This window comes from Novosphingobium sp. BL-S-33, assembly GCF_056857025.1.
Genome location: NZ_CM166475.1, coordinates 519,567 through 544,415 on the forward strand (window position 1 = coordinate 519,567; position 24,849 = coordinate 544,415).

Annotated in this window: 18 protein-coding genes and 2 pseudogenes; 6 read left to right on the top strand and 14 right to left on the bottom strand. The window is 61.1% G+C overall.

All coding sequences use genetic code 11. The features are described 5' to 3' along the window. Positions 1 to 115: 115 nt before the first annotated feature. Together AC1VVM_RS19030 and AC1VVM_RS19035 are read left to right on the top strand one after the other, a co-directional pair. A complete protein-coding gene (locus AC1VVM_RS19030; protein WP_482905356.1) occupies positions 116 to 2,338 on the top strand; it encodes a fused MFS/spermidine synthase in 2,223 nt (740 codons plus the stop codon). Between the two features lie 332 nt (positions 2,339 to 2,670). After that, positions 2,671 to 2,910, top strand: coding sequence for a hypothetical protein (locus AC1VVM_RS19035; protein WP_132386185.1), 240 nt, complete (start codon positions 2,671 to 2,673; stop codon positions 2,908 to 2,910). Between the two features lie 108 nt (positions 2,911 to 3,018). Here AC1VVM_RS19035 and AC1VVM_RS19040 read toward each other — a convergent pair whose 3' ends face one another. From AC1VVM_RS19040 to AC1VVM_RS19055, 4 genes are all read right to left on the bottom strand, one after another. Continuing rightward, positions 3,019 to 3,951, bottom strand: coding sequence for a diguanylate cyclase (locus tag AC1VVM_RS19040; protein WP_482905357.1), 933 nt, complete (start codon positions 3,949 to 3,951; stop codon positions 3,019 to 3,021). After that, a complete protein-coding gene (locus AC1VVM_RS19045; RefSeq protein ID WP_482905358.1) occupies positions 3,948 to 6,803 on the bottom strand; it encodes a response regulator in 2,856 nt (951 codons plus the stop codon). The genes AC1VVM_RS19040 and AC1VVM_RS19045 overlap by 4 nt, the downstream gene beginning before the upstream one ends. Next, positions 6,800 to 7,108: a hypothetical protein gene (locus tag AC1VVM_RS19050; protein ID WP_482905359.1), complete on the bottom strand. Its 309-nt coding sequence runs from the start codon at positions 7,106 to 7,108 to the stop codon at positions 6,800 to 6,802. Before AC1VVM_RS19050 ends, AC1VVM_RS19045 begins: the two co-directional genes overlap by 4 nt. Before the next feature lie 272 nt (positions 7,109 to 7,380). Beyond that, on the bottom strand, positions 7,381 to 8,655 hold the full coding sequence (locus AC1VVM_RS19055; RefSeq protein WP_482905360.1) for an MFS transporter: 1,275 nt from the start codon (positions 8,653 to 8,655) through the stop codon (positions 7,381 to 7,383). Positions 8,656 to 8,962: 307 nt separating this feature from the next. Here AC1VVM_RS19055 and AC1VVM_RS19060 point away from each other — a divergent pair, with 307 nt between their 5' ends. Both AC1VVM_RS19060 and AC1VVM_RS19065 read left to right on the top strand, forming a co-directional pair. Next, entirely contained in the window at positions 8,963 to 11,269 is a 2,307-nt protein-coding gene (locus tag AC1VVM_RS19060; protein ID WP_482905361.1) for a TonB-dependent receptor, read from the top strand. Positions 11,270 to 11,949: 680 nt separating this feature from the next. Beyond that, a complete protein-coding gene (locus tag AC1VVM_RS19065) occupies positions 11,950 to 12,711 on the top strand; it encodes an IS5 family transposase (protein WP_482905362.1) in 762 nt (253 codons plus the stop codon). A gap of 92 nt (positions 12,712 to 12,803) precedes the next feature. Here AC1VVM_RS19065 and AC1VVM_RS19070 read toward each other — a convergent pair whose 3' ends face one another. Then, entirely contained in the window at positions 12,804 to 13,340 is a 537-nt protein-coding gene (locus AC1VVM_RS19070) for a hypothetical protein (RefSeq protein ID WP_482957107.1), read from the bottom strand. Positions 13,341 to 13,653: 313 nt separating this feature from the next. On the opposite strand from AC1VVM_RS19070, the gene AC1VVM_RS19075 reads away from it, so the two are divergent. Next, positions 13,654 to 13,884, top strand: coding sequence for a hypothetical protein (locus AC1VVM_RS19075; RefSeq protein WP_482905364.1), 231 nt, complete (start codon positions 13,654 to 13,656; stop codon positions 13,882 to 13,884). A 199-nt stretch (positions 13,885 to 14,083) separates the two neighbouring features. Here the strand turns inward: AC1VVM_RS19075 and AC1VVM_RS19080 are convergent, their stop codons facing one another. The 3 genes from AC1VVM_RS19080 to AC1VVM_RS19090 all read right to left on the bottom strand — a co-directional run bounded on the left by AC1VVM_RS19080 (position 14,084) and on the right by AC1VVM_RS19090 (position 17,480). After that, entirely contained in the window at positions 14,084 to 14,851 is a 768-nt protein-coding gene (locus AC1VVM_RS19080) for a YncE family protein (protein WP_482905365.1), read from the bottom strand. A 335-nt stretch (positions 14,852 to 15,186) separates the two neighbouring features. Beyond that, a complete protein-coding gene (chrA, locus tag AC1VVM_RS19085) occupies positions 15,187 to 16,596 on the bottom strand; it encodes a chromate efflux transporter (RefSeq protein ID WP_482905366.1) in 1,410 nt (469 codons plus the stop codon). Continuing rightward, on the bottom strand, positions 16,593 to 17,480 hold the full coding sequence (locus AC1VVM_RS19090; protein ID WP_482905367.1) for a DUF1259 domain-containing protein: 888 nt from the start codon (positions 17,478 to 17,480) through the stop codon (positions 16,593 to 16,595). The genes chrA and AC1VVM_RS19090 overlap by 4 nt, the downstream gene beginning before the upstream one ends. Before the next feature lie 96 nt (positions 17,481 to 17,576). On the opposite strand from AC1VVM_RS19090, the gene AC1VVM_RS19095 reads away from it, so the two are divergent. Continuing rightward, positions 17,577 to 18,515 carry a chromate resistance protein ChrB domain-containing protein gene (locus AC1VVM_RS19095; protein ID WP_482957108.1) on the top strand — a complete coding sequence of 313 codons (939 nt, stop codon included), beginning with the start codon at positions 17,577 to 17,579 and terminating at the stop codon, positions 18,513 to 18,515. On the opposite strand, the pseudogene AC1VVM_RS19100 reads toward AC1VVM_RS19095, so the two are convergent. The 6 genes and pseudogenes from AC1VVM_RS19100 to AC1VVM_RS19125 form a co-directional block, all read right to left on the bottom strand. Then, a pseudogene (locus tag AC1VVM_RS19100) lies at positions 18,512 to 19,102 on the bottom strand (Ros/MucR family transcriptional regulator). The gene AC1VVM_RS19095 and the pseudogene AC1VVM_RS19100 sit on opposite strands and share 4 nt — an antisense overlap. A gap of 158 nt (positions 19,103 to 19,260) precedes the next feature. Then, entirely contained in the window at positions 19,261 to 20,259 is a 999-nt protein-coding gene (locus AC1VVM_RS19105) for a hypothetical protein (protein WP_482905369.1), read from the bottom strand. A 771-nt stretch (positions 20,260 to 21,030) separates the two neighbouring features. Continuing rightward, positions 21,031 to 22,644: a hypothetical protein gene (locus tag AC1VVM_RS19110; RefSeq protein WP_482905370.1), complete on the bottom strand. Its 1,614-nt coding sequence runs from the start codon at positions 22,642 to 22,644 to the stop codon at positions 21,031 to 21,033. 270 nt (positions 22,645 to 22,914) lie between these two features. Then, positions 22,915 to 23,292, bottom strand: a complete 378-nt coding sequence (locus AC1VVM_RS19115; protein WP_482957109.1) for a hypothetical protein — start codon at positions 23,290 to 23,292, stop codon at positions 22,915 to 22,917. 293 nt (positions 23,293 to 23,585) lie between these two features. Continuing rightward, positions 23,586 to 24,350 carry a hypothetical protein gene (locus tag AC1VVM_RS19120; protein ID WP_482906783.1) on the bottom strand — a complete coding sequence of 255 codons (765 nt, stop codon included), beginning with the start codon at positions 24,348 to 24,350 and terminating at the stop codon, positions 23,586 to 23,588. Then, positions 24,296 to 24,777: pseudogene (locus AC1VVM_RS19125) on the bottom strand (tyrosine-type recombinase/integrase); the annotation flags it as partial. The gene AC1VVM_RS19120 and the pseudogene AC1VVM_RS19125, both read right to left, overlap by 55 nt. Positions 24,778 to 24,849 lie beyond the last annotated feature (72 nt).

Sequence of the window (24,849 nt, forward strand, 5' to 3'; positions counted from 1 at the left end):
TGGACATTCCGGGCGAGGCACTTCTTTATCGAGATCAAGCAATGCGATAGAGGCTGTTGATGGCTCCCCCCGCCCAACTCCGCCTTGAATCTGCGTGCCGGCCTGGCACCGCGTCATGAGTGCAGCCGGTTTTCGCGGCCCCGCTCGCGGTCTGTTCGTCGCCACGATCCTTGTCGGGAGCTTCCTGCTCTTCCTCGTTCAGCCCATGATCGCCCGCATGGCATTGCCGCGTCTCGGCGGCGCGCCGAACGTCTGGAACAGCGCCATGCTGGTCTATCAGGCGCTGCTCCTGGCGGGATATGCCTATGCCCACTGGCTTGGCAGACTGTCGCTGCGCAGGCAGGCGGCAGTGCACCTTTCGCTGCTGATACTGGCAGGCCTGACGCTGCCGGCCGGGCTGACCGGCATGACGCGGATTGCCGGGCTTCCCGAGGAATTGTGGGTGCCGCTTTTGCTCGGCCTGTCGATCGGCCCGGTATTCTTCGCCGTATCGGCACAGGCGCCGCTGATGCAGCGTTGGTTCGCCGCGGATCCGCGTGCGGGCGAGCCTTGGGCGCTCTATGCGGCCTCGAATCTGGGCAGTTTTGCGGGGCTTCTTGCCTATCCGCTGCTCGCCGAGCCCCTGTTGAGCTTGCGCCAGCAGAGCATTGCATGGACGGCCGGATTCGTGCTGCTGGTCCTGCTCGTCGCGCTCGCCGCCGCGAGCCGATATGCCCTGCCCGATCAGCGCGCCGCGAGTGTCGAGGCGCCTGAAGAGGCGCCGATCGGCTGGCGCACCGTGGTCCTGTGGCTGATGCTCTCCGCCGTGCCCTCGGGGCTGATGCTGTCCACCACAACCCACCTCACGACCGATATCTTCGCGATGCCGCTCCTCTGGGTGATCCCGCTCGGCCTCTATCTGCTGAGCTTCGTCCTCGCCTTTGCCGATCGGCGCGCACCGGCCCATGCGGTGAGCCGGTGCGCGCCCGTCGTCGTGCTCTTCGCGGGCAGCTACGCGATGGTGTCAAACGGGTCGGGCGGACTGTGGATGGCCGGGGCGACTTGCCTCTTGCTGTTCTGCGTGGCGACGGCCCTGCATGCGCGCCTTTACGACTTGCGACCGGGCCCGGCCCATCTCACACGGTTCTATCTCGCGCTTTCGGCGGGCGGCGCGCTGGGCGGATTGTTCACGGCGCTGCTCGCACCGATGGTGTTCGACTGGGCCTGGGAGCACCCCTTGCTGGTGCTGGCCGCCGCGCTGCTGATGCCGCTTGAGCCGCTGCTGCGCTGGAGCGAGAGTGAGAGCATCGATTCCGGCCCCTTGCGCATCGCGCTCGGCCTGTTGCTCGCCTTCGCAGCGTTTCTGGCGTGGCAGTTGGACCAGTATGCGCTGCGCCCCGATGACGTGCTGATCGCAACGATGCTGACGGTGTTTCTGGTGGGCACCGGTCTTATGGTCATGGCGTGGCGCGGCGCGTTCCTTGCCGTGCTGGCCACGGCGATGGTTGCGCAGGGCGGCATCTGGACGATCCGCGCGACGCTCGCGGGAGACCGTACGCGCAGCTATTTCGGCATCTATACCGTGCACGACCGGCAGGACGAGAGGCTCCGCACGCTCGCGCACGGCACCACGCTGCACGGCGAGCAATCGCTCGATCCCGCGCACGCGCATGACGCGCTGACCTATTACGGCCCCGGTTCCGGCGTGTCACTGGCGCTTGCCGCGACCCCAGCGCTTCAGGGGCCGCACGCCCGCGTCGGCGTGGTGGGGCTTGGCACCGGCTCACTCGCCTGTCGATCGCAGCCGGGTCAGCACTGGACCTTCTTCGAGATCGATCCGGTGGTCCTGCGTTTCTCGACCTCCGGCCGCTTCACGTTCCTCCGCGATTGCACGCCTGACGCCCGCGTCGTCATCGGCGATGCTCGGCTGGAACTTGCGAAACTGCCGCCGGCCTCGTTCGACGTGCTGGTGATTGACGCGTTCTCTTCCGACGCGATTCCGATGCATCTGCTGACGCGTGAGGCACTACAGGTCTACCTCAAGGCACTGAGTCCGCGCGGGCTGCTCATGCTTCATATCTCGAATCGCTACATCGATCTGGCCCCGGTGGTCGGCGCCAATGCCCGCGATGCCGGTTTGGCGGCCCTCTCGCGGCTCGACATTCCGGCTGACACCGACCGCTACACGCCGTCGCGCTGGATCGCCCTTTCCCGCGATGGCGCGGTACTGGATGCACTGGCGCGGCACAGACCGGATGCGCCATGGACCGTGCTGAACGAGCACGCGGCGCGGCCATGGACGGATGACCATGCGTCAATCCTCCCCTTCATCCGCTGGGACCGGCTTGGCAGTTTCTGATGGCACATTGTCGCCTGCCGAACACGGCCGGCAGACAACCAGTGCCGCGCAAGCGACGAGCCGCGAAAGCCGCGCCGAATCGCATTGACAGGACTTTGTCCACTAGTATGGTTGAGAATATAGAGCGGTGAGTTTCCCGCCGCCCCGGCCGCAAGATGAAGTGGCCGCGAAGTAGCGATTATCCGGTGCGGGTCGACCTCGACAGCACGCAAGCCGATTACAGAAATCCCGCCGCCAAGGCAGAGCTTTGCGGCCTGACGATACAAATTCAGGCCCACCCGTCTCGCGGCATCCGTTTCACGACAATTGCAAAGAGAGAGGAGATACGGCGCATGGAACAGAACGATTATCACGTCCTGCCGCAGGGCGATCGCTGGACAGTCACTCTCCACGGCGTTGCCCTTGCAGTGTTCGCCGATATGAAGGCGGCGCTGAACCGGGCGATCGACATCGCCCATCAGGCCGGCATGGCCGGTCACGAGGCCAAGGTACTACTCATAGACCCGTTCCGCACCTCCAACGACGCGCCCAAGTGGGTCTTCGGCCGCCACCCTTATCCGCCAACCGCCTGATCCGGGGCCCTTCTCAGAAGGGGCTTTCTCAGAGACGCCGGCGGCGGCGCGAACTTCCGCATTCGTGCCGCCGCCGGTACTGGCCCGCTCTGCCGGGCCATTTGCGCATCAGTGCGAGGCTGCGCCCTCGAAACAGTCCAGCGTAACCCGGTCTCGGCCGTACGACTTGCTCTTGTAAAGCTGCGCGTCGGCTGCTGCGATCCAGTGGTCCGGAGTCATGCCGTCCCGGCAGCGCGCACAAGCGACGCCGATGCTCACCGTTACTTGCGGGCCGATCCGCGAGGTCTTGTGCGGGATGCAAAGGGCATCGACCTGCCGCTTGATTTCCAGCGCCACTTCGCCTGCCGACACCGGGTCTGCGCCCGGCAGCGCGCAGAGGAATTCCTCGCCGCCATAGCGGGCCGCCTTGCCGTTCAGGTCACCACTCAGGTTGCGGATCGCCCGGGTCAGTGCCGAGGCGATCATCATGATGCACCTGTCGCCGGCCTGATGCCCGTAAGTGTCATTGAACTGCTTGAAGAAATCGATGTCGACCATGATGACCGACAGCCATTCGTCGCTCCGTGACAGTCGTCCGCAATCGGCGGCAAGGTCTATTTCAAGGTGGCGGCGATTGTTCAGCCCGGTCAGTGCGTCGGTAACCGCCATTTGCGCAAGCCGGTCGCGCATGCGCTTGAGTTCAACGTGGTTGGCCACACGCGCGCGCAGCAGCGCAGGCTGCACCGGTTTGGTGATGTAATCGATTGCGCCGAGCGACAGCCCGCGCATTTCAGCCTCGGTATCGCCAAGCCCAGTCGTGAAGATCACTGGCACATCGGCCAGCAGGGGATCAGTCTTGAACTTGCGGCAGGCCTCGAACCCGTCGATGCCCGGCATGACCACGTCCAACAAAACCAGGTCCGGCTGCACGGCGCGCGCAACATCCAGCGCATCCTCGCCCGAACTGGCGAAGCACACGTCGTAGTCGTCCTCCAGCGCGGCATTCATGATTTCGATATTTGCCACATCGTCATCGACAATCAGGATCGTCGCCTTGGTCACGGAATATTCCTTATTGCGACAGGATCGGAGGTCACCGGCTGAATGTCAGCACGGTCGTCGATGCGGTCGACAAGTTCCAATGCAGCTACATAGTCAAGCCGCTGCAAGGCATGACAGAGTGGGTGATTCTGCCGTTCGGCTTCCAGCAGGCCTGAGGCCCGCGCGAATTCCTCATAGGCGTCGCGCGCCCGAAGGCTGCGGCGCAGCAGCAATCCGCGCAATTCCGCGAGCGCACGTGCCGCGCGTTCGGGATCGGCAGCGGAAGCTTCGGTGCGGTCTTCGCCGGATTGGCCATCAAGACCCCGTGCGGCGGCAATGGCAGGCTGCAATGCCGCGTCGAGCGCATCAATTTCGGCGGGTACGGACGCGATGTCATCCGCTTCGAACAAGCGTTCAATCTCCGAGGCGCAGGATTGTACCGTATGGAGGCCAAGAGCCCCGGCCACGCTGCGCAGACCGTGGGCGATCCGGCGGGCCTCCCACGGCTCGTCGCGAGAGAGCGCGCTGCGCAAGTTCGTCGGCACGGCACCATAATCGCGGCCGAAACTGACGATCAGGCGGCGCAGCAGCGCGGCCTTGCCGCCGACCCGCTCCAGCGCGGCGGGAAGATCGAATGGCGCGAGTTGCTCCGGCAGTACAGCCTCAGCGTCCGTCCGGCGGGCATCCGCTTCCGGCGCTTTGGCCGGCGCAGCCCCCACAGGCTTGAGCCAGCGGTCGAGCAGCGCCACGAGGGCGGCAGGTGAGACCGGCTTGGCGATATGATCGTCCATTCCAGCCTCGAAGCACTTGCGCTTCTCCTCATCGAAGGCATGCGCGGTCATGGCCAGTATCGGCAGCGTCCCGCGCGGCCATGTCTCGCGGATCCGGCGGGTTGCCTCCAGCCCGTCCATCTCCGGCATTTGCACGTCCATCAGAATGCCCGCGTAGCTGTCGCCCCGCGCACTGATGAGATCGCAGGCCATTCGCCCATTGATCGCCGGATCGACGATGAGCCCGGCCTGGGTGAGCAGTTCGGTCGCGATTTCGAGGTTGATTTCGTTGTCCTCCGCTACCAGCACGCGCTGGCCGCGCAAGTGCGGCTGCACTTGCGCCTGCACAGGAGCTGCCGGAGGCGCGGGCTTCATTGGGGCCGGCTCTTCCCCGGCGAAAAGCAGGGTAATCGTTTCCAGCAGGGCTTGCGGATCGATCGGCTTGGCCAGCACGGCAGAGATGGCGATCCCCTGCGCTTCGGCCAGCGCTTCGTCGACACTATAGGCCGTAAGGATAAGCGTAAGCGGCGGGGGCACTTCCACGCCGCGTTCCTGAAGGATGCGGGCGAGCGTGAGGCCGTCCATTCCCGGCATCTTCCAGTCGATCAGGACAAGATCGAACGGGTCGCCCTTGCCGCACGCGGCCGTGCAGGCAGCCAGGGCTTCCTCGCCGGAAGCGGCCAGGTCGATATTCATACCCCAATGGCCGAATATACCTTCGACGATTTCGCGCGAGGCCGAATTGTCGTCGACCGCCAGCACGCGCAAGTCGCGGATCTGCTCGAAGGATACCACCCTGCTCGCGGGAATCGCACCGGCTTCCGCCACCTCGAACCGGCAAGTGAAGGTGCTGCCCTTGCCCGGTGCGCTGGCGACGGCGATCGAGCCGCCCATCTGTTCGAGGATTTGCTTGCAGATCGCGAGGCCAAGGCCGGTGCCCCCGAAGCGGCGCGTCGTCGAATTGTCCGCCTGCGAGAAGGGCCGGTAGAGTGCGGCCTGTTGCTCGGCGCTCATCCCGATGCCGTCGTCGGCAACGACGAGTTCGAGCATGGCGTGCTTGCCCTCGCGCTCGACCACATAGACGCTGACCTCGACGCGCCCGCCCACCGAGAACTTGACAGCGTTGCTCAGCAGATTGAGCGCAACTTGCGCAATCCGCAGGGGATCGCCGCAGACTGCCTGCGGCACGTCCGGTGCGATGTGCGAGAAAAGGCGCACGCCTTTCGCCTGCGCCTCGAAAGCGACCAACTGGACCTGCTCGGCAATCGTCGCGCGCAAGTCGAAGTCTTGCATTTCCAGCACCAGCTTGCCCGCCTCGTTCTTCGAGAAGTCGAGGATGTCGTTGATCAGCCGCAGCAGCGAGGAGCCCGCGCCCTTGATCTTGTCCACGAAGTCGCGCTGGCGATCGTCGAGGCCGGTAAGGCCGATCAGGTGGCCATAGCCAAGGATTGCGTTCATCGGCGTGCGAATTTCGTGGCTCATGTTCGCAAGGAACATGCTTTTCACACGCGTCGCCTCCTCGGCCTCACGTGTGCGTGCTTCAAGCGCCGCATTCTTCTGGAGGATCTCGCTGCTCATGCGGCCGATACGCTCGAAACTGGCCACCAGCATGCCGTTGAGCCAGATCAGCACCGCTGTCTGGAACGCCACGATTCCGGCATGGAACAGCACGCGCTCTAGCGTTCCTTCCTGCGGGAACACCGCATAGGGCAGCAGGAACAACAGCAGCAGGTGATGCAGCCCGATGGCGAAGGCGGCCACAAGAATGGTCTCGCGATCAAGCCAGGCGATGGTCAGCGCCAGCATCGCGAAGAAGTACATGTGCATGTCCATCTGCCAGGGATGACCCCGCATCAAGAACAGCAGCAAGGCGACCTCGCCCATCAACGCGACGGCGGAAAGGTAGCGTGTGGCCGGTGCGGGCCCGTTCAGTGCCCACATGAGATGGTAGGAGCCCGCAAGCAACACACCGGCCAGCGCGGCGTTGAGAAGCGATTCGCCCTGAATTAGCGCCACCGTGACCAGCAGCGGAACATGGAGCCAGAGCAGGACGACCAGGAAGCGCCCGAACCTGGTGCGAAGCGCGGCGATCTCGTCTGTCATGTCGCGGTACTCGGCTTTTGGGGAGCGGCGCAGCCCAGCGGACCCGGCACCCGCCGGACAAATACGGCGCCCGCACGTTTCAGCGCCCGGCCAAAGCGGGGGTCAGTCGACGCGGCGATGACGATGTTGGAGAAGCCGCCCGGCCGCACCAACCGGCCACCCGAGGCGCGGATCAATCCTGTCGTGTGTCCGAGCGTCCAGCCCGGCGGCGCCACGACGAGATAGCCGTCGCCCTTCTCCGTACTGGCGAGCGAGGCGACGAGCAAACCCGCCACCAGCAGGCAGAGCATGATCATCGCAGGCAACAGATCACGCGCCCGCGCGTGCCGCCGGCTATTTGCGTGGGACTCACCCCCAACCTGATTTCCTTGCGTTTGCAATAGCATGGCACCCATCACCCCCCACAGGTGTGCAAGCTTAGCTAAGTAGCGGTGTTTCAATCGTAAATATAGTGTAGCCGCGACCTAAGCGGTCGGCAGGAAACACTTTTGATTTGCAAGCCCAAACGCGGGCTTGCCGCAGAAGCGCGGGCCGTACAGCGGCGGCTAGTCTTGTCGCAGCCGATTTTATCCACGGCCTATTTGCGCGCCGGCTCGAACGGGCGGATGTCAAAGCTGTGTGCCTGCCGCAAGGCCGGAAACAGCCGGGACCAGATCATCGTGACCGCGATTGCTCCGAAACCGCCCACGATCACCGTGGCGACGGGGCCGATCAGCGCCGCCACGAAACCGGATTCCGCTTCGCCCAGTTCGTTCGATGCGGAAATGAACAGGGATGAGACGGCCCCTACCCTGCCCCGCATATCCTGCGGGGTGGAAAGCTGGATCAGCGATTGGCGCACATAGACCGAGAACATGTCCGCCGCACCCGATACGGTCAGGCACAGCAGGGAGAGCGGCAACCACCGCGAGACCCCGAAGCCGACGATCGCCACGCCGTAAACCGCGACGGCCGCCAGCATCTTGATCCCGACCCCACGGTCGAGCGGCCGCCATGAGAACCAGAACGCCGAGAGCATCGCGCCGAGGGCAGGCGCAGCACGCAAGGTCCCGAGCCCGCTGGGGCCGATCATGAGGATATCATGCGCGAAGACCGGCAGAAGAGCCGTCGCACCGCCCAGCAGCACCGCCATCAGGTCCAGCGAAATGGCGCCGAGGATCAGCGGATGATAGCGAACATAGGCCACGCCCTCGATCATCTGCTGCCATGGATTGAGCGCGGCGTTTCGCTTCGATCGCGGCACCGGCGCGATCGCCATCAGGCAGCCGAGGCAGAGCGTGAAGAGTCCGGCGGCCACCGCATAGGGCAGCACCGGCCCGGCAGCATAAAGAAAGCCGACCGAGGCCGGACCGATGATCGCACCAAGGCGACTGGCGATGGCATTGGTGGCAATCGCTCTCGGCAAGACGTCGGCCGGGACCAGATCTGGCGCAAGGGCGTTGAGTGCGGGGCCTGCAAAGGCTCTGACGATCCCGAACGTTGCCGCCACGGCGAACAGCGCGCCCAGTGTCACCCCGTGACCGGCACTCGCATGGCCGGTGTTGAGCCAGCCAAGCAGTAGCGCGCAGCCGAGCTGAACCACGCTACACAGGCGCGCGATTACGCGCCGGTCGATATGATCGGCGGTCCATCCGGTCACGAGTACCAGCAGAAACAGCGGAATGAACTGTACCAGTCCGACTATGCCGAGCTGGAACGCCGCCTCTTTGATGCTGCGCGTGGCGCGGGCGACTTCGTAGACCTGCCAGCCCAGCACGACGACCATCCCGCCCTGCGCCATGGTCGTGCAAAGCCGCGCCACCCAGAACAGCCGGAAGGCTGGGAATGAGAAGGGATGCCTTGGCTGATTCATGCTCTCTCCGGCCAGAGCGGGTTCGCATCGCCGCTGGCAGCGAATGCCGGGGCTGACAAGCACGGGGGTGCGAAAAGCAATCGCTTGTGGGGGCTTTCTATATCCGAGGCCGGAAAAGCCTGTCGCCCAAAGCCGCGCCATAAAAATAGGCTCACCCCCCTAAGGCTAATGGCCCTTCCGCAACGGAGCTGCCCGTAAAACGCCATAGCGATATGGCTATCGCGAAACTTTGTCCGAACGTGAGCTAATGCAAAGGCCAAAGGCAGATACCGCTGAAATGGCGGGCAACAATCAGGGGAGGGAAAACATGTCGATCAATTTCTGGCGCTGCGCATCGTCCGCAGTAGTGTTGGCAACTGCGATGTTGGCGCAACAGGCGGCGGCTCAGGATGCTGGACAGACGGCGACTCAAGCAGCGTCCCAGACGGCATCCGAACCGACGCCGTCCGGCGAGATCTACGTCACCGCGCAGCGCCGTTCGGAACGCCAGCTTGACGTGCCGATCACGATCACCTCGGTCAGCAGCCAGACGCTGACCGATGCCGGCGTGCGCCAGCTTTCCGATCTGTCGCGGGTCGTCCCTGCGCTGCGGTTCGACAAGTCCGGCGTCTACACTCAGCCCACCATTCGCGGCGTTGGCACGGCAATCACCACTTCGGGCGGCGGTCCCAACGTCGCCACTTACCTTGACGGCTTCTTCCTGCCGAGCGCGGCTTCGACCGACTTCCAGCTGATGAAAGTGCAGTCGGTGCAGGTGCTCAAGGGCCCGCAGGGCACCCTGTTCGGCCGCAACACCACGGGCGGCGCGATTCTCATCACCACTGCCGATCCCAGCGAGAAGCCGGGCGGCGAAATGCGTGTGTCCTATGGCCGCTTCAACACGGTCGAAGTGCAGGGTTACGGCACTTCCGCCATCGCGCCGGGCGTCGCGTTCGATGTCGAGGGCCTCTATCGCCGTGGTGACGGTTTCCAGACCAACATTATCGATAACAACGACAAGATCGGACAGTACAACCGCTGGTCGGTGCGCACCGGCCTGAAGGTCGAGGTTTCTCCCGACGTCAGCTTCCTGCTGCGCTATACCCACTCGCAGTCCGACGATCCCTCGGCGCTGATGCACAACGCCTTCGTCGACGAAGACGGCACGAAGTGGATCTATCAGTACACCCCGACCGGATATTACGCGACCAAACCCAATCAGGTGGCGCTCAATCCCACCGACGGCATCGGCGCGACAACCAACACCGACGCTATCCAGGGCACGATCAAGGCGAACCTCGGTTTCGCGGACCTCACGTCTTATACGCAGTACCGCGATGAGCGGGTCACCAGTGTACAGGACCTTGACGCCACCGCGCTGCCGATCTTCACCATCCGCATCGGTTCCAACAGCAAGACCTTCACGCAGGAACTGCTGCTGAACTCGAAGCCGGGCTCGCGCCTGCAATGGACAACTGGCGCCTATTACTTCAACAACCGCGATACCTGGCCGACTTATGCCAAGCTTGGCACTGCGCCGTTCGTCCGCAACGGCGAGTCCGGCACGCTCACGCAGTCGATCGCGGTCTTCGCCGACGCCACGTACGAGATCACGCCGCAGCTCTTCCTGACAGCGGGCGCGCGCTACAGCCATGACTGGGTGGACGACGCCTACTTCGAACGTGCGCTAACCGCTTCAGTTTATGAAGACGCTAACGGCAATCCCGTGGCCTTCCCGCCCTATTCCGAAGTGCCGCTCTATACCCGCTACGACGTGCCGAAGCTCACTAACAATCGCGTCACGCCCCGCGCCGTGCTGCGCTTCAAACCGAACGACGAATCGAGCATCTATGCCTCGTTCACGCAGGGCTACAAAGCCGGCTTGCTAAACGTCGGCGGCTATTCCTACCGCCCGGTGAAGCCCGAGACGATCAATGCTTACGAACTGGGCTACAAGTACGCCAAGGGCTGGCTGTCGGCCGATCTGTCCGGGTTCTACTACGACTACAAGAACCTCCAGGTATCGAGCTTCCAGGCCGGTACCGCGCGGATCACCAATGCCGCCAGTTCCGAGATCTACGGCCTCGAAGGCCAGGTGAGCGGGCACGTCACTTCGGACTTCACGGTGTCCGCAGGCGTCGCCTGGACCCATGCGCGATACAAGAAGTTCCCCAACGCGCCGTTCTACCAGTTCTGCGATCCCGCAGCAGCGTTCGGCACTACGCCGGTCGCCTGCACGCCTCCTGAGTTCGGGGGCCTCGGAGCGGGTGCACTGGTCGAAACCACCACCGACGCCAGCGGCTTCAAGATGCAGCGCTCGCCGGAGATCACGGCTAACCTCGCGGCGTCCTATGGACTCGATCTGGCTGGCGGAAGGCTCACGCTTTCGGGTAATCTCTACTACACCTCGTCGTTCTATTTCGGCATTGCCCAGCAGTTCAAGCAGGGTGACTACGCCCAGCTTGGCCTGCGCGCCGAATGGAATGATGCTTCCGACAAGTACTCGCTCGCTCTCTTCGGAGAGAACGTGACCGATCACCGCTATCGTTCGGCGGTCAACTACGCATCGCTGGGCATCGGCAGCGTCTGGGCCGCACCGGCGACTTACGGCGTGACTTTCGGCGTGAAGTTCTGAGGATGGATCGGCGGCAGGCTGGAAGGCCCGCCGCCGCTTCCCGTCAGCCTCCGTTCCGGCGAATATCCGCCGGCAATGGATTGACGTGCGGCGGATCAGGAGCGAACCACGCCCCGGCAATGTCCTGCGGTACGTTCGGCTCACCAATGAGCCGCGCGAACATCTGACTCTTATAGCGTGCGATGAACCGCCCCAAACCAGCAGGGATCTAAGTTTATCGATATTTATCACTAGAATGAATTTAGTCCCCGTTTGGTCTCGAATCTCAAGAAATTGGTCTGGGAGCCATATAGGAGCCATGGGCGCGACGAATCGGAGCGTAGTCAGGCGAGTTTGACACTCTATCCCCCGTTCACGTTCGAGCGAATTTACCCTAAATCTGGACGGACAATTTCTCCGATTTCGTCAACCTTCAGTCAATCTGCCCAGCATTCGGCCTCGGGCAACCGCCGCTCGATCACATGCGGTTTTCATGGCTGGAGCTTCCACCTCGAGGGGCGCAACACCTTCGTCTTAGTGCCTGATCGAAAACTAAGTTGAGTGGTATCAGCAGGTTAGCTTGACGACTGAACCCGTCGTTGATTCAGGGGGTTTCGCCAAAAACTACCGTGGATTCAACGATGTAGACCGACACCACTCGCGCCCTACATGCGCGAAGCGGGCTAGCTTTGCCAAGCGATATGACCGATGCCGAGTGGGCGGTTCTAGAGCCGCTGCTTCCTCCCGCATCGCATGTCGGACGGCCTCGCAAGTGGCCGATCCGGCGGATTGTCGAGGCGATCCTGTATCTGCTGCATGGCGGCCTGCCATGGCGGATGTTGCCGCCGTGCTATCCTCCGGTTTCGACTGTGCGGCACTGGTTTTACCTCTGGCGCGAGAACGGCCTGTGGCTGACGATCAACCGCACCTTGCTGATGGTGGCGCGCGAGGCGCAGGGCCGCGAGGCGTCGCCCAGCGCTGGCGTGATCGACAGCCAGAGCACGAAAACCACGCAAAGCGGCGGGCCACGGGGGTATGACGCCGGCAAGAAGGTCAACGGGCGCAAGCGGCACATCCTGACCAACACCGAAGGCAATCTCGTCCACGCCGTGATCCACACCGCCGACATCCAGGATCGCGTTGGCGCGCCGCTGGTGCTCGCCGAAATCGTCGGCCGCTTCCCTTGGCTACGCCATGTGTTCGCTGATGGAGGCTATGCCGGAACCAAGCTCAAGGACGCACTGCGCCGCATCGGCAAGTGGACCATTGCGATCGTCAAGCGATCCGACACCGCCAAGGGCTTCGAGGTGCTGCCTCGGCGATGGGTCGTCGAACGGACCCTCGCATGGATCAGCCGAAACCGCCGGCTCGCAAAAGACTGCGAGCAGACCATCGCGTCTGCAACCGCATGGCTCTTTATCGCGTCGATCCAGCTCTTTACCCGCCGCATCGCAAGATCATGAAATTATGCCGGATAATTTTGAATCAGATACTAAGGTGCCGGCCCAGGATGGCGACAATTGGATCACGAACTGCTCACTCTTGCAATGTTGCCCTAAACGCCTGAAGTAAAAATGATCACGCTGACTACAGCAGCAAACACCAAAAGCGCTAGTACGAAGCCCAGTGTTTTGGGCGAGAGCTGCCGGTCCGTTGCGGTCGGTAAACCAGCTTGTTCGGTAGAACGCCCGTCGGGCGTTCTCGACTGATTTGGGACGCTCCAGTGGCCGGTGGGCGATAGCATATCCGGACCGCTTACCTGACTTACAAGCGCAAGCCTTTCAAACGCGACCGCCATCCTTTGATCGTCGATATATTTGCAGATCGCTTGGGTTTCCAGATCATCGTTGGCGGATATGGGCAGTCGTTCGAGCAAACGGCCGATCTGGGCATCCAGGTCATGCAGCCGGTCGATCGCTTCCAGCACGCAGCGCCTGTCGTCCTTTCTCAGCGCAAGCTGAAGCCGCGTGAGCGATAGACTGTTGGCTCGGCAGATCTGCAGTCCGAGATGAACATCCTTATGGAGAACGGCCTCATCAGTCAGGGGAATATCGTGATCTCGGCGCTCCGGTGAACAGGTGCTCATAGTCATCTCCGCTTTTCCATGCTCCCGCTGAAACGGATAGGCATCTTTGGAGAGACGGGAAGCGGTCTGAGATTGACTGACCGCTCCTCAGGCCAAGTCGGTGTCAATGCCGAAGCGCTACTCGAAGGACGATGATCAGGCGGATTGCAATTGGTGGATGGCAAGAAGTCGGCCTCGGCGGAAACAGGACCTCTCGACCATCGCCGACAGAGCAGACGTCGGCGGCTCCGCGACTGATTCTCGAAGCCTGCCGTCGATCCGTCACGCTTGCGAGCGAAGCTCTGCTTGCTTAGCCGCCGGCTACGACTAAGCGGTGTGTATGACTGCTTCCGACCTCGAACTTCTGCTCATTGCCCGTCTCATGCGGGAGAGAGGCGGCACGTCCCAGACATGGCGGCGGGCGCTTGGCAAGCTCATCGTGCGCGATATGGCGACGCATGCCCATTGCAATTGGGATGTCAGGCTTGGTGGCACCGATGCGCAGCGCGCTGCAATCGAGCGATTGCTTGACGATGTTCGGCTTGAACATTCGATCGTGACCGCCGATTGAGCACCTAACGGGTTTTAGCCGCCGACATAACGGACATAGACGGGGCAAGCGCCCTCCCCGAAACTTGCCCTACATTAATGCGGCCGTTCATGGGGAGTTCTGGCCGTTTGCCGTCCGCCCGCTTCTGGAAATTGAGCGAGTTGCCCTTAGCCTTCAGCTCTCTGTGAATCCAAAGCGTCAATCCCGCGGAATTCGTAGGTCAGCGGTTACGGACTCCCAGATCGAAAATCGCTGCGGATTTCGCTCGATCCGGCGCCGCGACGAACAGCGTGCGAAGTTCCGGGACAAACAGACCGGTACGGGCGCCATTGCTGGTATTGACCCGGGCCGCGAGCTTATCGCTCCGAACCAGATCGACATGGCCAGACCCGCAAACGTCAATCACCCGATCCACATCGAGAAAGAGATCGTCAGAGCCTCCCCAAATCAGCTGGCTTGCGAGCACTTTCCCGGTTGTCGTGTCGAGCCGCACCAAACCGGCCGGAAGACGATAGGCAATCGTTGCCGTTCTTCCCGCCGGATCGAGGGCCATCGGGAAATTCAACCTGTGCGCGCCGGTCGGCCACCGCGCCTCGACCTTTCCTCCATCGCGGTCGATCCTCAGGATCGCTCCGTCATCCGGCACATTCACGAACGCCTTGTTACCAGAGAGGCTGAAGCCTTCGGGATGTCCTTTGAAGGTCATGCGGTTCAGGATTCTGTGCGTGCGTGGATCAATTGTTGCCAAGCCGCCCGAACCGTAACCGACAACGACCTGACCACTACGACGATCAACCCTCACATTGTCGGCGTCGTCGCCCAGTTGGAGCGATGCAATCTCATTTCCTTTGGCGCCATAAAAGTGGACCGATCCATCGCGCTTCACGCACAAAAGCGCGAGGACGGTGCAAAAGGCCGTGAAGGTATGGCGTGCAGAAATAACCGGACAGATCATCCTTGGCGGGGACTGGATGAAGAGCCTCGCCATATCACCACCCGCCGCGGCGGATAGCGCATCTCGCAGCCGCTAAGCTCGGTAACAATCTTCGGTGTGGCAACACGAGGGGTCAAATCTGCGGTTCGCTTGACAAATCGATAATATCCACCGTGCGATTGGCAACTTCAGCAACGAACAGACGCTGACCGGGAAGATCGTTCGCAAGGTGATCAATCCTACCCTTGGTCTCGGGTAACGGGATCACCTTCCGAAGAACGAGCGGGACCGTTGCTCGGTTGCCTTGAAGGACGGCGGCGACCCAGTGCATGCGCCGGGAGTCAACATCACTACGGCCGCCCCCAATACCAAGATATTGCGTGTGGCCGTCAAATTCCGCGTGACAACAGGAAGAGCCGGGTAAGGCCGACCAGCGAGCACAACCCCAGGATGGCAAATGTGCTGAACTTGAACCGGGTGATGGCGATCAGCGCCACTATAGAAAGCCCCAGAGCGAAACAGTCGACAGTCGCGAGATCGGGCACCGGCAGCGTCAGGATGCCAAGGCGGTGCTCGCTGACATCGGCAAACCAGTAGTGAAGTGCAAACCACAGCGCGAGGTTCAGGATTACACCGACCACTGCCGCCGTGATCGCCGAAAGCGCGGCAGCAAGCGCATGGTTAGTCCGCATGCGTTCGATGAATGGCGCGCCTACGAAGATCCAGAGGAAGCAGGGGGCGAACGTGACCCAGGTGGTCAGCAAACCGCCCAGCGTTCCGGCGAGAAGTGGCGACAGCATGCCAGGGTGGCGATAGGTCGCCAGGAAGCCGACGTATTGGGTGACCATGATCAGCGGACCCGGCGTACTTTCCGCTAGGCCGAGACCATCGAGCATCTCAGGCGGCGTAAGCCAGTGATAATGATCGACCGCAGCCTGCCCGACCCAGGCCAGCACGGCGTAAGCGCCGCCGAAAGTCAGCATCGCCATCTTGGAGAAGAAGGTGCCCACTTCTGCGAATGCACTGTCCGCCGGAGCAAAGGTGATTACGGCCAGTAGCGGCAAGAACCAGGCGACCATAAGAATTGCGGACACTCCGGCAATGGCTCCTAACCCGGTGCTGGCGTGATCGGGGATCTCTACGCCAAGCGCGCTGTCCTCGTCCCGCAGCGATCCTGGTTTGGCGTGGCCATCACCGCCGCGCTGAAATGCTTTAACGCCTAGACGGCTAGCGCTCCAGCCAACCAAGCCGGCCGCAAGAATGACGATCGGGAACGGCACTTTGAAGAAGAACAGCAACGCAAAAGATGTGCCGGCTATGAACCAACGCGTTCGATTATCAAGGGCGCGTGAGCCGATCCGCAGCACGGCCTGAAAGACAATGGCGACCACAGCCGCCTTAAGCCCGAAAAACAGCGCGGCGACGGGTGCGACGCGTCCGAGTAGGACGTAAATCCAGGACAGCGCCATGATCGACAACGCTCCGGGCAGCACGAAAAGTATCCCCGCAACCAGTCCACCTTTCACCTTGTGAAGGAGCCAACCGATGTAGATGGCCAGTTGCTGGGCCTCGGGACCGGGCAGCAGCATGCAGAAGTTGAGCGCGTGGAGGAAACGCTCCTCGCCGATCCACTTCTTCTCGTCGATCAGGATCCGGTGCATGACGGCGATCTGGCCTGCGGGTCCGCCGAAGCTAAGACAGGCGATCCGGGCCCATACGCGGACTGCTTCACCGAATGGGATGCCGTGCGGCGCTTCGGAGGTTCGGTTCGTCTCTTGGGTTGCCAGAGCGAAGGTCATGGTGCGGATGCCTCCACCTTGTCCAGCGCGCTGCGTAGCGTCCTGGCGAGCTTGAGCGCATCGTCGTTGGCCCAGAAATGCATGAAGAAAAGACGAGGGCCACTTTTAAGCAAGTGATTGTGTAGAGACGGGACCTTGATCCCGCCCGCCTGAAGCGTGCGGATTACGGGATTGACCTCACCGGCGGTCAGCATGAAATCGCCGTTTATGGCCGCCTTCCCGCCGCCCATGGGCCGAAATTTGATCGCGAATGCCGATCCCATCGGGTTCGGAAGCATTATCCCATAAGCTTTCGGCGCTGCCTTTCGCGCGATCTCGAACAGATAGACCCCGCCGGTTGGATTGCCCTTGGCCCGCATGATCGCGTCGATACCGGCAGTATCGAGGTCGAGCAAAAACATGGAAGCGGCATACGTCGATGCCGTGAACGGCGTTTTGCTGAGCCGAAGTGCTGCCTGGATAGCTGCTGCGAGCTTCACTGGATCGCCGTGCCCCTCGAAGTGCATATACATCGTCGCCAGGCGCGAACGCAGCAGATGATTGCGAAGCGCGCTGACCTTAATCCCTTTGGCCTCCAGCGAGCGCATCACCGGAATAACTTCATCGTGGGAAAGCACGAGGTCGCCCATGACCATCGACAGATCATCCTTCTCATGAAAGGCAACCCATGAACACAGCACCGAGCCTGGTTTAATCGCAATGCCATCGTCCATGATGTGCAGGTCGGGGCGGGGAAATTCGACATGATAGACGCCGTCTGCCTGTAGGGCGCCCGGTTTGCCCAGCGCCAATCCGACAGCTTTCCAGTCAGGCGCTGCAACCGCCGGCGATTCTATCGCCTGTGCAAGGCGGGCCAACCCAATGCGAAAACGCGAAGTGCTCACCGGATACCTCCATCGCCAGGATCGGAAAGAGGGCTAAAACTGCGACTCGGCGGGTTCAAGCTTTCCGGCAGATGCAGGCCAAGATATGATCGTATCATGACCGATACACAGCCCTGGCTCGTTCTGGCGATGCAACTCCCGTCACAGCCCGCCTACACGCGGGTCAAGATTTGGCGCCGCCTGCGCGAGGCCGGCGCAGTGTCGCTGGCGAGCGGCGCCCACCTTATGCCCGACGAGCCGGCGCACCGCGACATTTTCAAGCTCGCTCTTCAAGACGCCGTCGCCGGGGGCGGGCAGGCGTCGATCATATCCGGTGCGATCCTTGAGGGAAGCGAGGATCCGGCGGAACTCTTCCGGACCGCAAGATCGGCAGATTTCGAAAGCTGGGCCGCCGAGGTCAAGCTGCTTCTGGCTGGCGACGTCAAGGCGTCATCGGTGGCTAGGATGCGCCGGAGATTGGATGCCATAACCGCCATCGAATTCGTGACGACGGGTTGGCGAGATCGCGCGGAAGAGATCATGCGCTCTCTTGTCGAGGCGACCCTGCGTCATCCTGATGTCGGCCGCGCGGCTCCAGGTGAAGCCTATCGCGTCAAGGAACTGCATGGCCGCACGTGGGTAACTCGTCGAGGCCTGGGCATTGACAGGATTGCATCGGCCTGGCTGATCCGCCGCTTCATCGACCCACGGCCGCACTTCCGCTTCGTAGATCCCGCCCGTTACGTACATCAGCGTCGGGAACTCCGGTTCGACATCGTCGACGGCGAATTCACGCACGAGGGCGACAATTGCTCTTTCGAAACCTTGCTGAAGCGTAGCGGGATAAGCGTTGATCCCGGCCTTTGCGAGATCGCCATGATCATCCACCAGCTCGATATCGAGGATGGCAAGTACGATCATCCAGGCGCAGCGGCGCTTTCTGATGCGATTGTTCGCATCTGCAGGCTGCACGAAGACGACGAGGACCGACTTGCCGCAGGCTCGGCGTTGCTGGACGAGATGTATGACGGCTCTAAGTTGAGGCTGCCGGTTTAGACCGCCTCGGCGTTGAGCTTGCTTGCCATTTTACGTTTCGCCTTGGCCGCGGCTGCCGGTTTGGGAACTTTGGCGACCTGCGGTACGGCGCCCTCAAGCTTGCGCGCCTTCAAGAGGGTGGCCTTCATCGGCGCGGCCTTCGAGGAGGAGGCTGATGAGGAGGACCCAGTTGAAGCGGCCGCAACTGCCTTCTTTTTGAGGTCTTTTTTCCTCCCGAGGCCGATCCGTAATGCCGGTTCCACACGATTTTTAGCATAATTTGCCGAAATCATGGGATAATCAGGCTGTAGTTTCCACCGAGCGCGGTACTCTTCCGCGGACAGATCATGCTGGCTGCGGAGATGCCGTTTCAGCGTTTTCTACCTGGCTCCACATTCAAGACAGGTGATCGCGTCAGGTTTGAGGGAGGCGCGGATCGAAACCGCAGGGGTGAGTTCCGGCTCCGCAGGTCCCGGCTCCTTCCCGAGCAAAGAGAGTGAACCGTAGATTGACCCTATAAGTCCAGGAGGTTCATCGGCCGAAACAGCATTGTTGCCGATGTGCGCAGAAACGATGATCGAAGTCAGATCGAGAAGTCTGTCTTGCATCAGTTTAAATTATCCCTGGGTTACCCGTCGGAATGTATGCGTGTTCCTTCACTCATATGTAAAGCGACTAATATCAAACTATTCGCTCGGCCGGCCCCAGAGGATGCGGACAAAAAGCGGGAGCGCGCCGTTTATTCAGTGATGAGGGTTGCCCGCTCTCAACTGGGCTTTCGCACTGCCAGCTCGCCGGGATACATGGAAGGCGGTAGCCAGGGGTTGGTGGAGTGCCAGGTGAGGACCCACTCGCTTGGCAGGTTACCCCACATGTTGAGCTGGCCGAGCGCGTCGAACACACCGAGGTACTGCGCATACTTGCCGGTTCCCTGCGTCCTGCGGATCGGACATCCCAGAGTGACGATCTCGAGGTCTTTCGTCTTTTCGCCGTCGAGCGAGGCGACCGCATTGCCGATCTGAAGCGCGCCCTTGCTGTGTCCGACAAGCAGCCTGAACGGACTCACCCGGTCACGGATCAGGGCATGGAGGACGTCCGACGAGCCTGAGCCATGGCGGAAGACCGGGGCGCCGTTGAGGGTCCTGGCATCGGACACCGAGCCTGCGAGCATGCGGCCGATCCTGGCGTTCTCAGGCGCGACATTGGCGATCGCCGTCTGGACCGTGGTCTTTGTACCGAGCCAGTCATGCATCCCGAAACCGAACCAGCCGCCGAGCCCCTGAAGGACCATGTCGGCAAGGCCGTATCCCGGCACAATGGCAAGCACCGGTGCGCCGAGCGCCTTCGAGACGTTCCAGCCCATCGCCGCACTTCCGAGTGCGGAACTGCCGACACCGGTAATGGTCACGACGTCGACCTTGCGGGTTTCGGGATGCGGGGATTCCAGGAAGGCTTCGACGCTGTCGAAACGGTGGACGTATGGCCGCGTTCTCGTGTCGATCAGCAGCAGGCATCCTTCGGGATTGCCGAGCGCGCCGAGATCGAGGATTCGCGATGGGATCTTCTCGTTGCTCGTCGGCGACGTCTCGACAACCACATCCTCGGCGTGGAGATCGGAGAGCAGGGCGGGCACATCGTAGAAGACCGCATCGAGCATCGTGTTGAAGTAGCGGCACATGACGATCGCCGGTTTCACGAATGCGGGCGGTATCTCGAATGAACGAAGCGACGGTTCATCTGTCTGGGTAGATGAATTGCTTGCCATGATGATACCCCTTTTTTACGGGGCAATGATCCGGAAAATTACTACGATTCGCAATGTATATTGATCGAAGCATTCAATCTATAATCTAAGGTTTTGGCGCTTTGTGATTTTATATTTGTATGTCGATTTAATTTATCGCTTCTAATCCCGAGAGGGAATAAGCAAAAGACTTGGAGATCAGCACTATACTGAAATGTACTAGATTGCAGTCCGGCTGCGCGGGACAGACAGGTTTATGAAGTTCGCTCAAAGCGCCTTTGGCGGGGGAGAACGAGGCTCGGGCTTCGCCTTTGCCTTGGCCCGCACCGCTATGCGGCTCTTCGTCTTGCGCTGGGCTACCTCGTTGGGAACCTCGTCTCCGCCGCTGGCGAAGTAGAATTCCCATGCCTCGAAGCTGGCCGCAAACTCCTGTTCGAGTTTCCGGCGGCCGCCACGAAATAGCCTGAAGGTGTAAACCTCCTGTAAACCGCACCCCCAAGGGGGAGTCTAAGTCATTGGCAAAGTTGGGCCGGGAGATAGGATGCGAACCTGTGACATCTTACTCCCAAAGCAAGCGCGCTAAAGCTTGAACGAACGTCCACTCCAGCCAAATGCCGTCCGGAAGCGGACTGACCGGATCGTGCCACTTTTCCGACAAGGAGTGCTCCGCGCGCAGCTGAAAAATATTTTCGCTTTCGGGAAGTCAGACAACGGCCCTGAGCGGCAACGATGGGTCGATTTTGTTGGGAACAACTTCCGGCCGGCGCGGCCTTGGCCTAGTTGCCTCGCCCATCAGTTCCGGGCCGCTGCCTCCGTTTGCACGGCGATGAAGCGCGCTAGTGGAATTTCTGTCAGGGGTCGTTCCGAAGCCATCGCATGAGCGACAAGTGCCATTTCGATCCAGTCCGAACCGTGGTCGTCACCTCGCTGCGCGAATGCATTCCAAGCGAGGACGCTGGCCCAATAGGCCCGCTTTGGTTCCAGCACGTTCTCGATAATCGCGGCGATCCGGTCTTCGATCTTGCGCTTACCTTTGATCGTTGCGGCAACGTCGTCGCCATTCTCAAACCAGGAATCTAGCTGAGGGTTGGTCGCCAGCCACCGGCCGGAGGCGCGCACTGCCCTCTCCACCGCCTTGGCATCGATTGCTGCAGCGCCGGCGCCCGTGAGCATCGAGGAAACTAGATCGTCCACCGAGACAGGCTTGGGCGCTACATCCGAGAGCCCGATCAGGTTGATTGCCTGAACGAGGCCAAACGGGGGGGCAGAGCCAAGCGGCCCATCAGCTAAGGCGCTGCTCAAGAGTATGGACGTGTCTTCGGCTGTCGTTTCATGGACCGACATCTCGGACGCAATATGGTCAAGCATGTCGTCGATCTCGGGCCTGCTTAGCGAGCTTGCCACCCAGGCATCCCGCACACCATGACCCTGCTTGATCAGAATTGATACTAGCGCATTCTTTCGGCCCTGCTTGATCGATGCGAATATGCTTTGGGCTCCCGCCCCATCGCGCTCAGATATCAGAAGTTCCCTGACCTGAATTGAGGGGCGTTTCTCTGACAACGAGCCGACAGTTCGCGCGGCTCTGATGATCGCGTCGATCGCACGGCGTCGATCTTCCGACACCCAGTTGCGGATCAGCATGAGATTCGTGACTGACGCCGCTGATACAAGCCCTCGATTGGCGGCTTCCTCTATCATGGAAGCCAACGGCTTAGCGATCGCATGTTCTGTAAGAAGCCAACCGATAGCAGCCTCACGAAGACTGGAATCGTCCGCGAGAATGAGTCCTTCCAACAAGCTGAGTTGCAGCTCGGCAGGCATGGCTGCCGTCAATTCGGCGAATTGGCTCTGAATTAGGAACGGGTCGCCCTCACAGGCTTTCACCAAGTCCTTCAACATCTCGTCAACATCGGCCATCGGGAGATTCTGATGGCCAGCTCCGGTCTGGACCATCGCTTGATCCATTGCGCTGCGTATATCCTCTCCCACCTCGATCCCAGCCCGTGAAAACGCCGAGACAAGGGTCATGGCTGCCGTCGGCATGAGCTTGCCAGTACGCATCTGCTGAGCGATCGTGGCTCGGACATTTTCCATGGCGGTGGTCGCATGGCCGTTGCCGGCTTCACTTCTCTGGCGTAGCTGTTCGAGAGCTTGGCCGAGCATGAAAGAATACGCGTGATGCATCATTGCATCGGGCCGCTTCTTACGCCCTTCGGCACCAGTGAGGTCGACGACCAGCAATAACGCTTCGGGTTGCTCCGCTAGCATATCTCCGACGCTGTGAGCCCCGAGCGAGAATTCGCCCGAGCGGATATCATCCCGAACCATGCGTGCAATCTGTTGGATGGCGGCACGTGGCGTCACGATTGATGTTCCTTTCTCAGAAGGCGATTGCTTGACCATTACAACTAGCGCCGGCGCGGCGACAATCCCATAGTGCTGCCGTAAGAAATTATAGCGCTCGATCCGCAGGCTGCCTCGGCAAAGGCGGACAGCCGTTCAGCGGCCAGAATGGGCCTTGAGAAAGATCCGCACATGATTACCGACATCCTCGATGGAGCGCCCCGAAGCGGCCAGCCAGCTGAGGCCTGCCTCGGGCATCCAAAATGAGTAAACAGACGGGCCACACTTGGTTACAGGAAATGAGCAGTTGAACAGCCGGAATGGGTCGTTCTAGCGTAACACCCGGTTTACGGCCGCCAACGCCTGATCTGGACTTGCTACTAACGCGATACGCGGAACCGGAGTCGCACTGGCGATGATGTTCAGTACCGTCTCAAGGAGTTCCATATTCTTGGGAGGTCGGGTTACGCCGCCGCCGATCGTCACGCAATCCACCGCATCACGGGCAAAGCCCTCTGCAAGCGCGTCCAGCTTGGCCGCATCTGCCGAGACGAAGACCACGGTTGCCTCATGGCCTGCTGCCTTCAACTGATCGAGGCTAAGAGTAATAGCCGCGAGAATTTTATCTGCATCCAGGCCAGGTGGGAGAGCCGGATCCGAAAAGTCGACTTCATCGGGGTGGATGCCGATCATCATCACATTCGCCACGGTCTTTTCCCTTATAGCTTCATGATCAGGATTTTGATAAGCTCATAATGACACTCATCATGACTGCGTGTTAAGCCCAGATTAAAGTCGCGAAATGAATGAAGGACAGCTCTAAGCATTTCGCTTTCGATAGGAGCCGTTCCGGAATGTCCGACTTTGCGGCCGTTTCGAGATTCGGATCGGACGACGTGAATCCGCGTCGCTTTCAGCTGAATTGAATCTGCGTACGCGATCGTCTGGTTCGACTTCGTTCCTGACAAAAAAGCGGATTTTCCAGTTGATTGCGCGAGGCACTAGCCAAACAAGCCATGCAAGAACCAATCCTGCCCGCCTGTAGCGGCGTCCATGCCATCACCCTGCCGGAAGACCCAGTAGCGCGCGCCCGTTTCGTCCTCGACTAGAAAATAGTCGCGAACGCTGAGCCACTCCGCCTCGCTCAAATGCCATTCGCCATAGATGCGCTCGGGCCCGTCTGCCCGTTTCACGCGCCGGCGCACGCCTCGCCATACGAAATGAACCGGCGGGTGATCGGGCAAAAGCGCCATCGTCTCGATCAATTCCGGCCTTGCGAACAACCGTGCCGGACGCGGCCAACGCTCCGGCCAGCGCAGGAGCGTAGGATCCGCCATCGGTGCGATGCGCTCCGTAGAGCGCTCAGGCATATGGCTCTCGCGCGCCGCCACGCGAAACAACCTTTTCTCGCCCACTCGATTACCGAGAATATCGACGAGCGCGGACACGTCGGGAACGGGCTTGTCGCCAAGGCTCGACATGGTCCGAAGGCCTAGAGGCTCAATCGCTGGTGCCGCCAGTACCATCCGTTCGATGCCGAAGCCAGGATCGACGGCCTCAATCCTATCGCACAGCAAACGGGCGATCTGCTTCTTGTCGCGGCTTGCCTTGGCGAGCCCACCGCGGATCGCCTCTACGGCGTTATCCACGCGGTGGAAACGAAGATCGAGCCGGCGCGCCCCGAAGCCCGCCTCGTCCAGTAATTGGCATACCGGAGGGAATGCGTACCGTAATCCTCGCTCGGTAAGCCAATTCCAGTGACCCATTCGTCAACCAGGCGGGCATATTGCTGCGCGCTGATGTGGGTCGCGTGGTCTGTGCGACTTGGGAAGATGAAATCTTCGAGCGATCCACCTCGCAACTCAAGCCATTTCAGAAGGCTGGCACGAGCGTCGTCCATCAACTCGAACTGGACTGGCCTTCCGGTCTATTGCTGAACCACTGTTGCCCGTGTCCGAATTTTCCGGTCACAAACGATGTCGCGATCATCATCTTCACCAGGTCGCAGCCGCGCAGTTTGCTGTCGATGGCAAGATCGAATTGGGCCCGATCCCGGATGCGTCGATGTTGGTCGAGAAAGAAGCGGACGGCCCAGATCTGACGGGGCTTGAACGCGCACTTCGCGCCCACTTTTCGCCCGACGTTCCATGAAACCCGCTCATGCGCGGCGGGATCGAATTCTGATAATCCCATGAAACGTCTCCAATGGCCATGATGGCCATAGGTAGAACGCGTCAGAACGGGTTGTCCCGCTTTGGTCACTCA

Excerpts from the sequence above, each read along its gene's own strand:
- AC1VVM_RS19030 (WP_482905356.1), top strand. The coding sequence starts at position 116 with ATGAGTGCAGCCGGTTTTCGCGGCCCCGCTCGCGGTCTGTTCGTCGCC.
- AC1VVM_RS19035 (WP_132386185.1), top strand. The coding sequence starts at position 2,671 with ATGGAACAGAACGATTATCACGTCCTGCCGCAGGGCGATCGCTGGACA.
- AC1VVM_RS19045 (WP_482905358.1), bottom strand. The coding sequence starts at position 6,803 with ATGACAGACGAGATCGCCGCGCTTCGCACCAGGTTCGGGCGCTTCCTG.
- AC1VVM_RS19055 (WP_482905360.1), bottom strand. The coding sequence starts at position 8,655 with ATGAATCAGCCAAGGCATCCCTTCTCATTCCCAGCCTTCCGGCTGTTC.
- AC1VVM_RS19060 (WP_482905361.1), top strand. The coding sequence starts at position 8,963 with ATGTCGATCAATTTCTGGCGCTGCGCATCGTCCGCAGTAGTGTTGGCA.
- AC1VVM_RS19065 (WP_482905362.1), top strand. The coding sequence starts at position 11,950 with ATGACCGATGCCGAGTGGGCGGTTCTAGAGCCGCTGCTTCCTCCCGCA.
- AC1VVM_RS19070 (WP_482957107.1), bottom strand. The coding sequence starts at position 13,340 with ATGACTATGAGCACCTGTTCACCGGAGCGCCGAGATCACGATATTCCC.
- AC1VVM_RS19075 (WP_482905364.1), top strand. The coding sequence starts at position 13,654 with ATGACTGCTTCCGACCTCGAACTTCTGCTCATTGCCCGTCTCATGCGG.
- AC1VVM_RS19080 (WP_482905365.1), bottom strand. The coding sequence starts at position 14,851 with ATGGCGAGGCTCTTCATCCAGTCCCCGCCAAGGATGATCTGTCCGGTT.
- chrA (WP_482905366.1), bottom strand. The coding sequence starts at position 16,596 with ATGACCTTCGCTCTGGCAACCCAAGAGACGAACCGAACCTCCGAAGCG.
- AC1VVM_RS19095 (WP_482957108.1), top strand. The coding sequence starts at position 17,577 with ATGACCGATACACAGCCCTGGCTCGTTCTGGCGATGCAACTCCCGTCA.
- AC1VVM_RS19105 (WP_482905369.1), bottom strand. The coding sequence starts at position 20,259 with ATGGCAAGCAATTCATCTACCCAGACAGATGAACCGTCGCTTCGTTCA.
- AC1VVM_RS19110 (WP_482905370.1), bottom strand. The coding sequence starts at position 22,644 with ATGGTCAAGCAATCGCCTTCTGAGAAAGGAACATCAATCGTGACGCCA.
- AC1VVM_RS19120 (WP_482906783.1), bottom strand. The coding sequence starts at position 24,350 with ATGGGTCACTGGAATTGGCTTACCGAGCGAGGATTACGGTACGCATTC.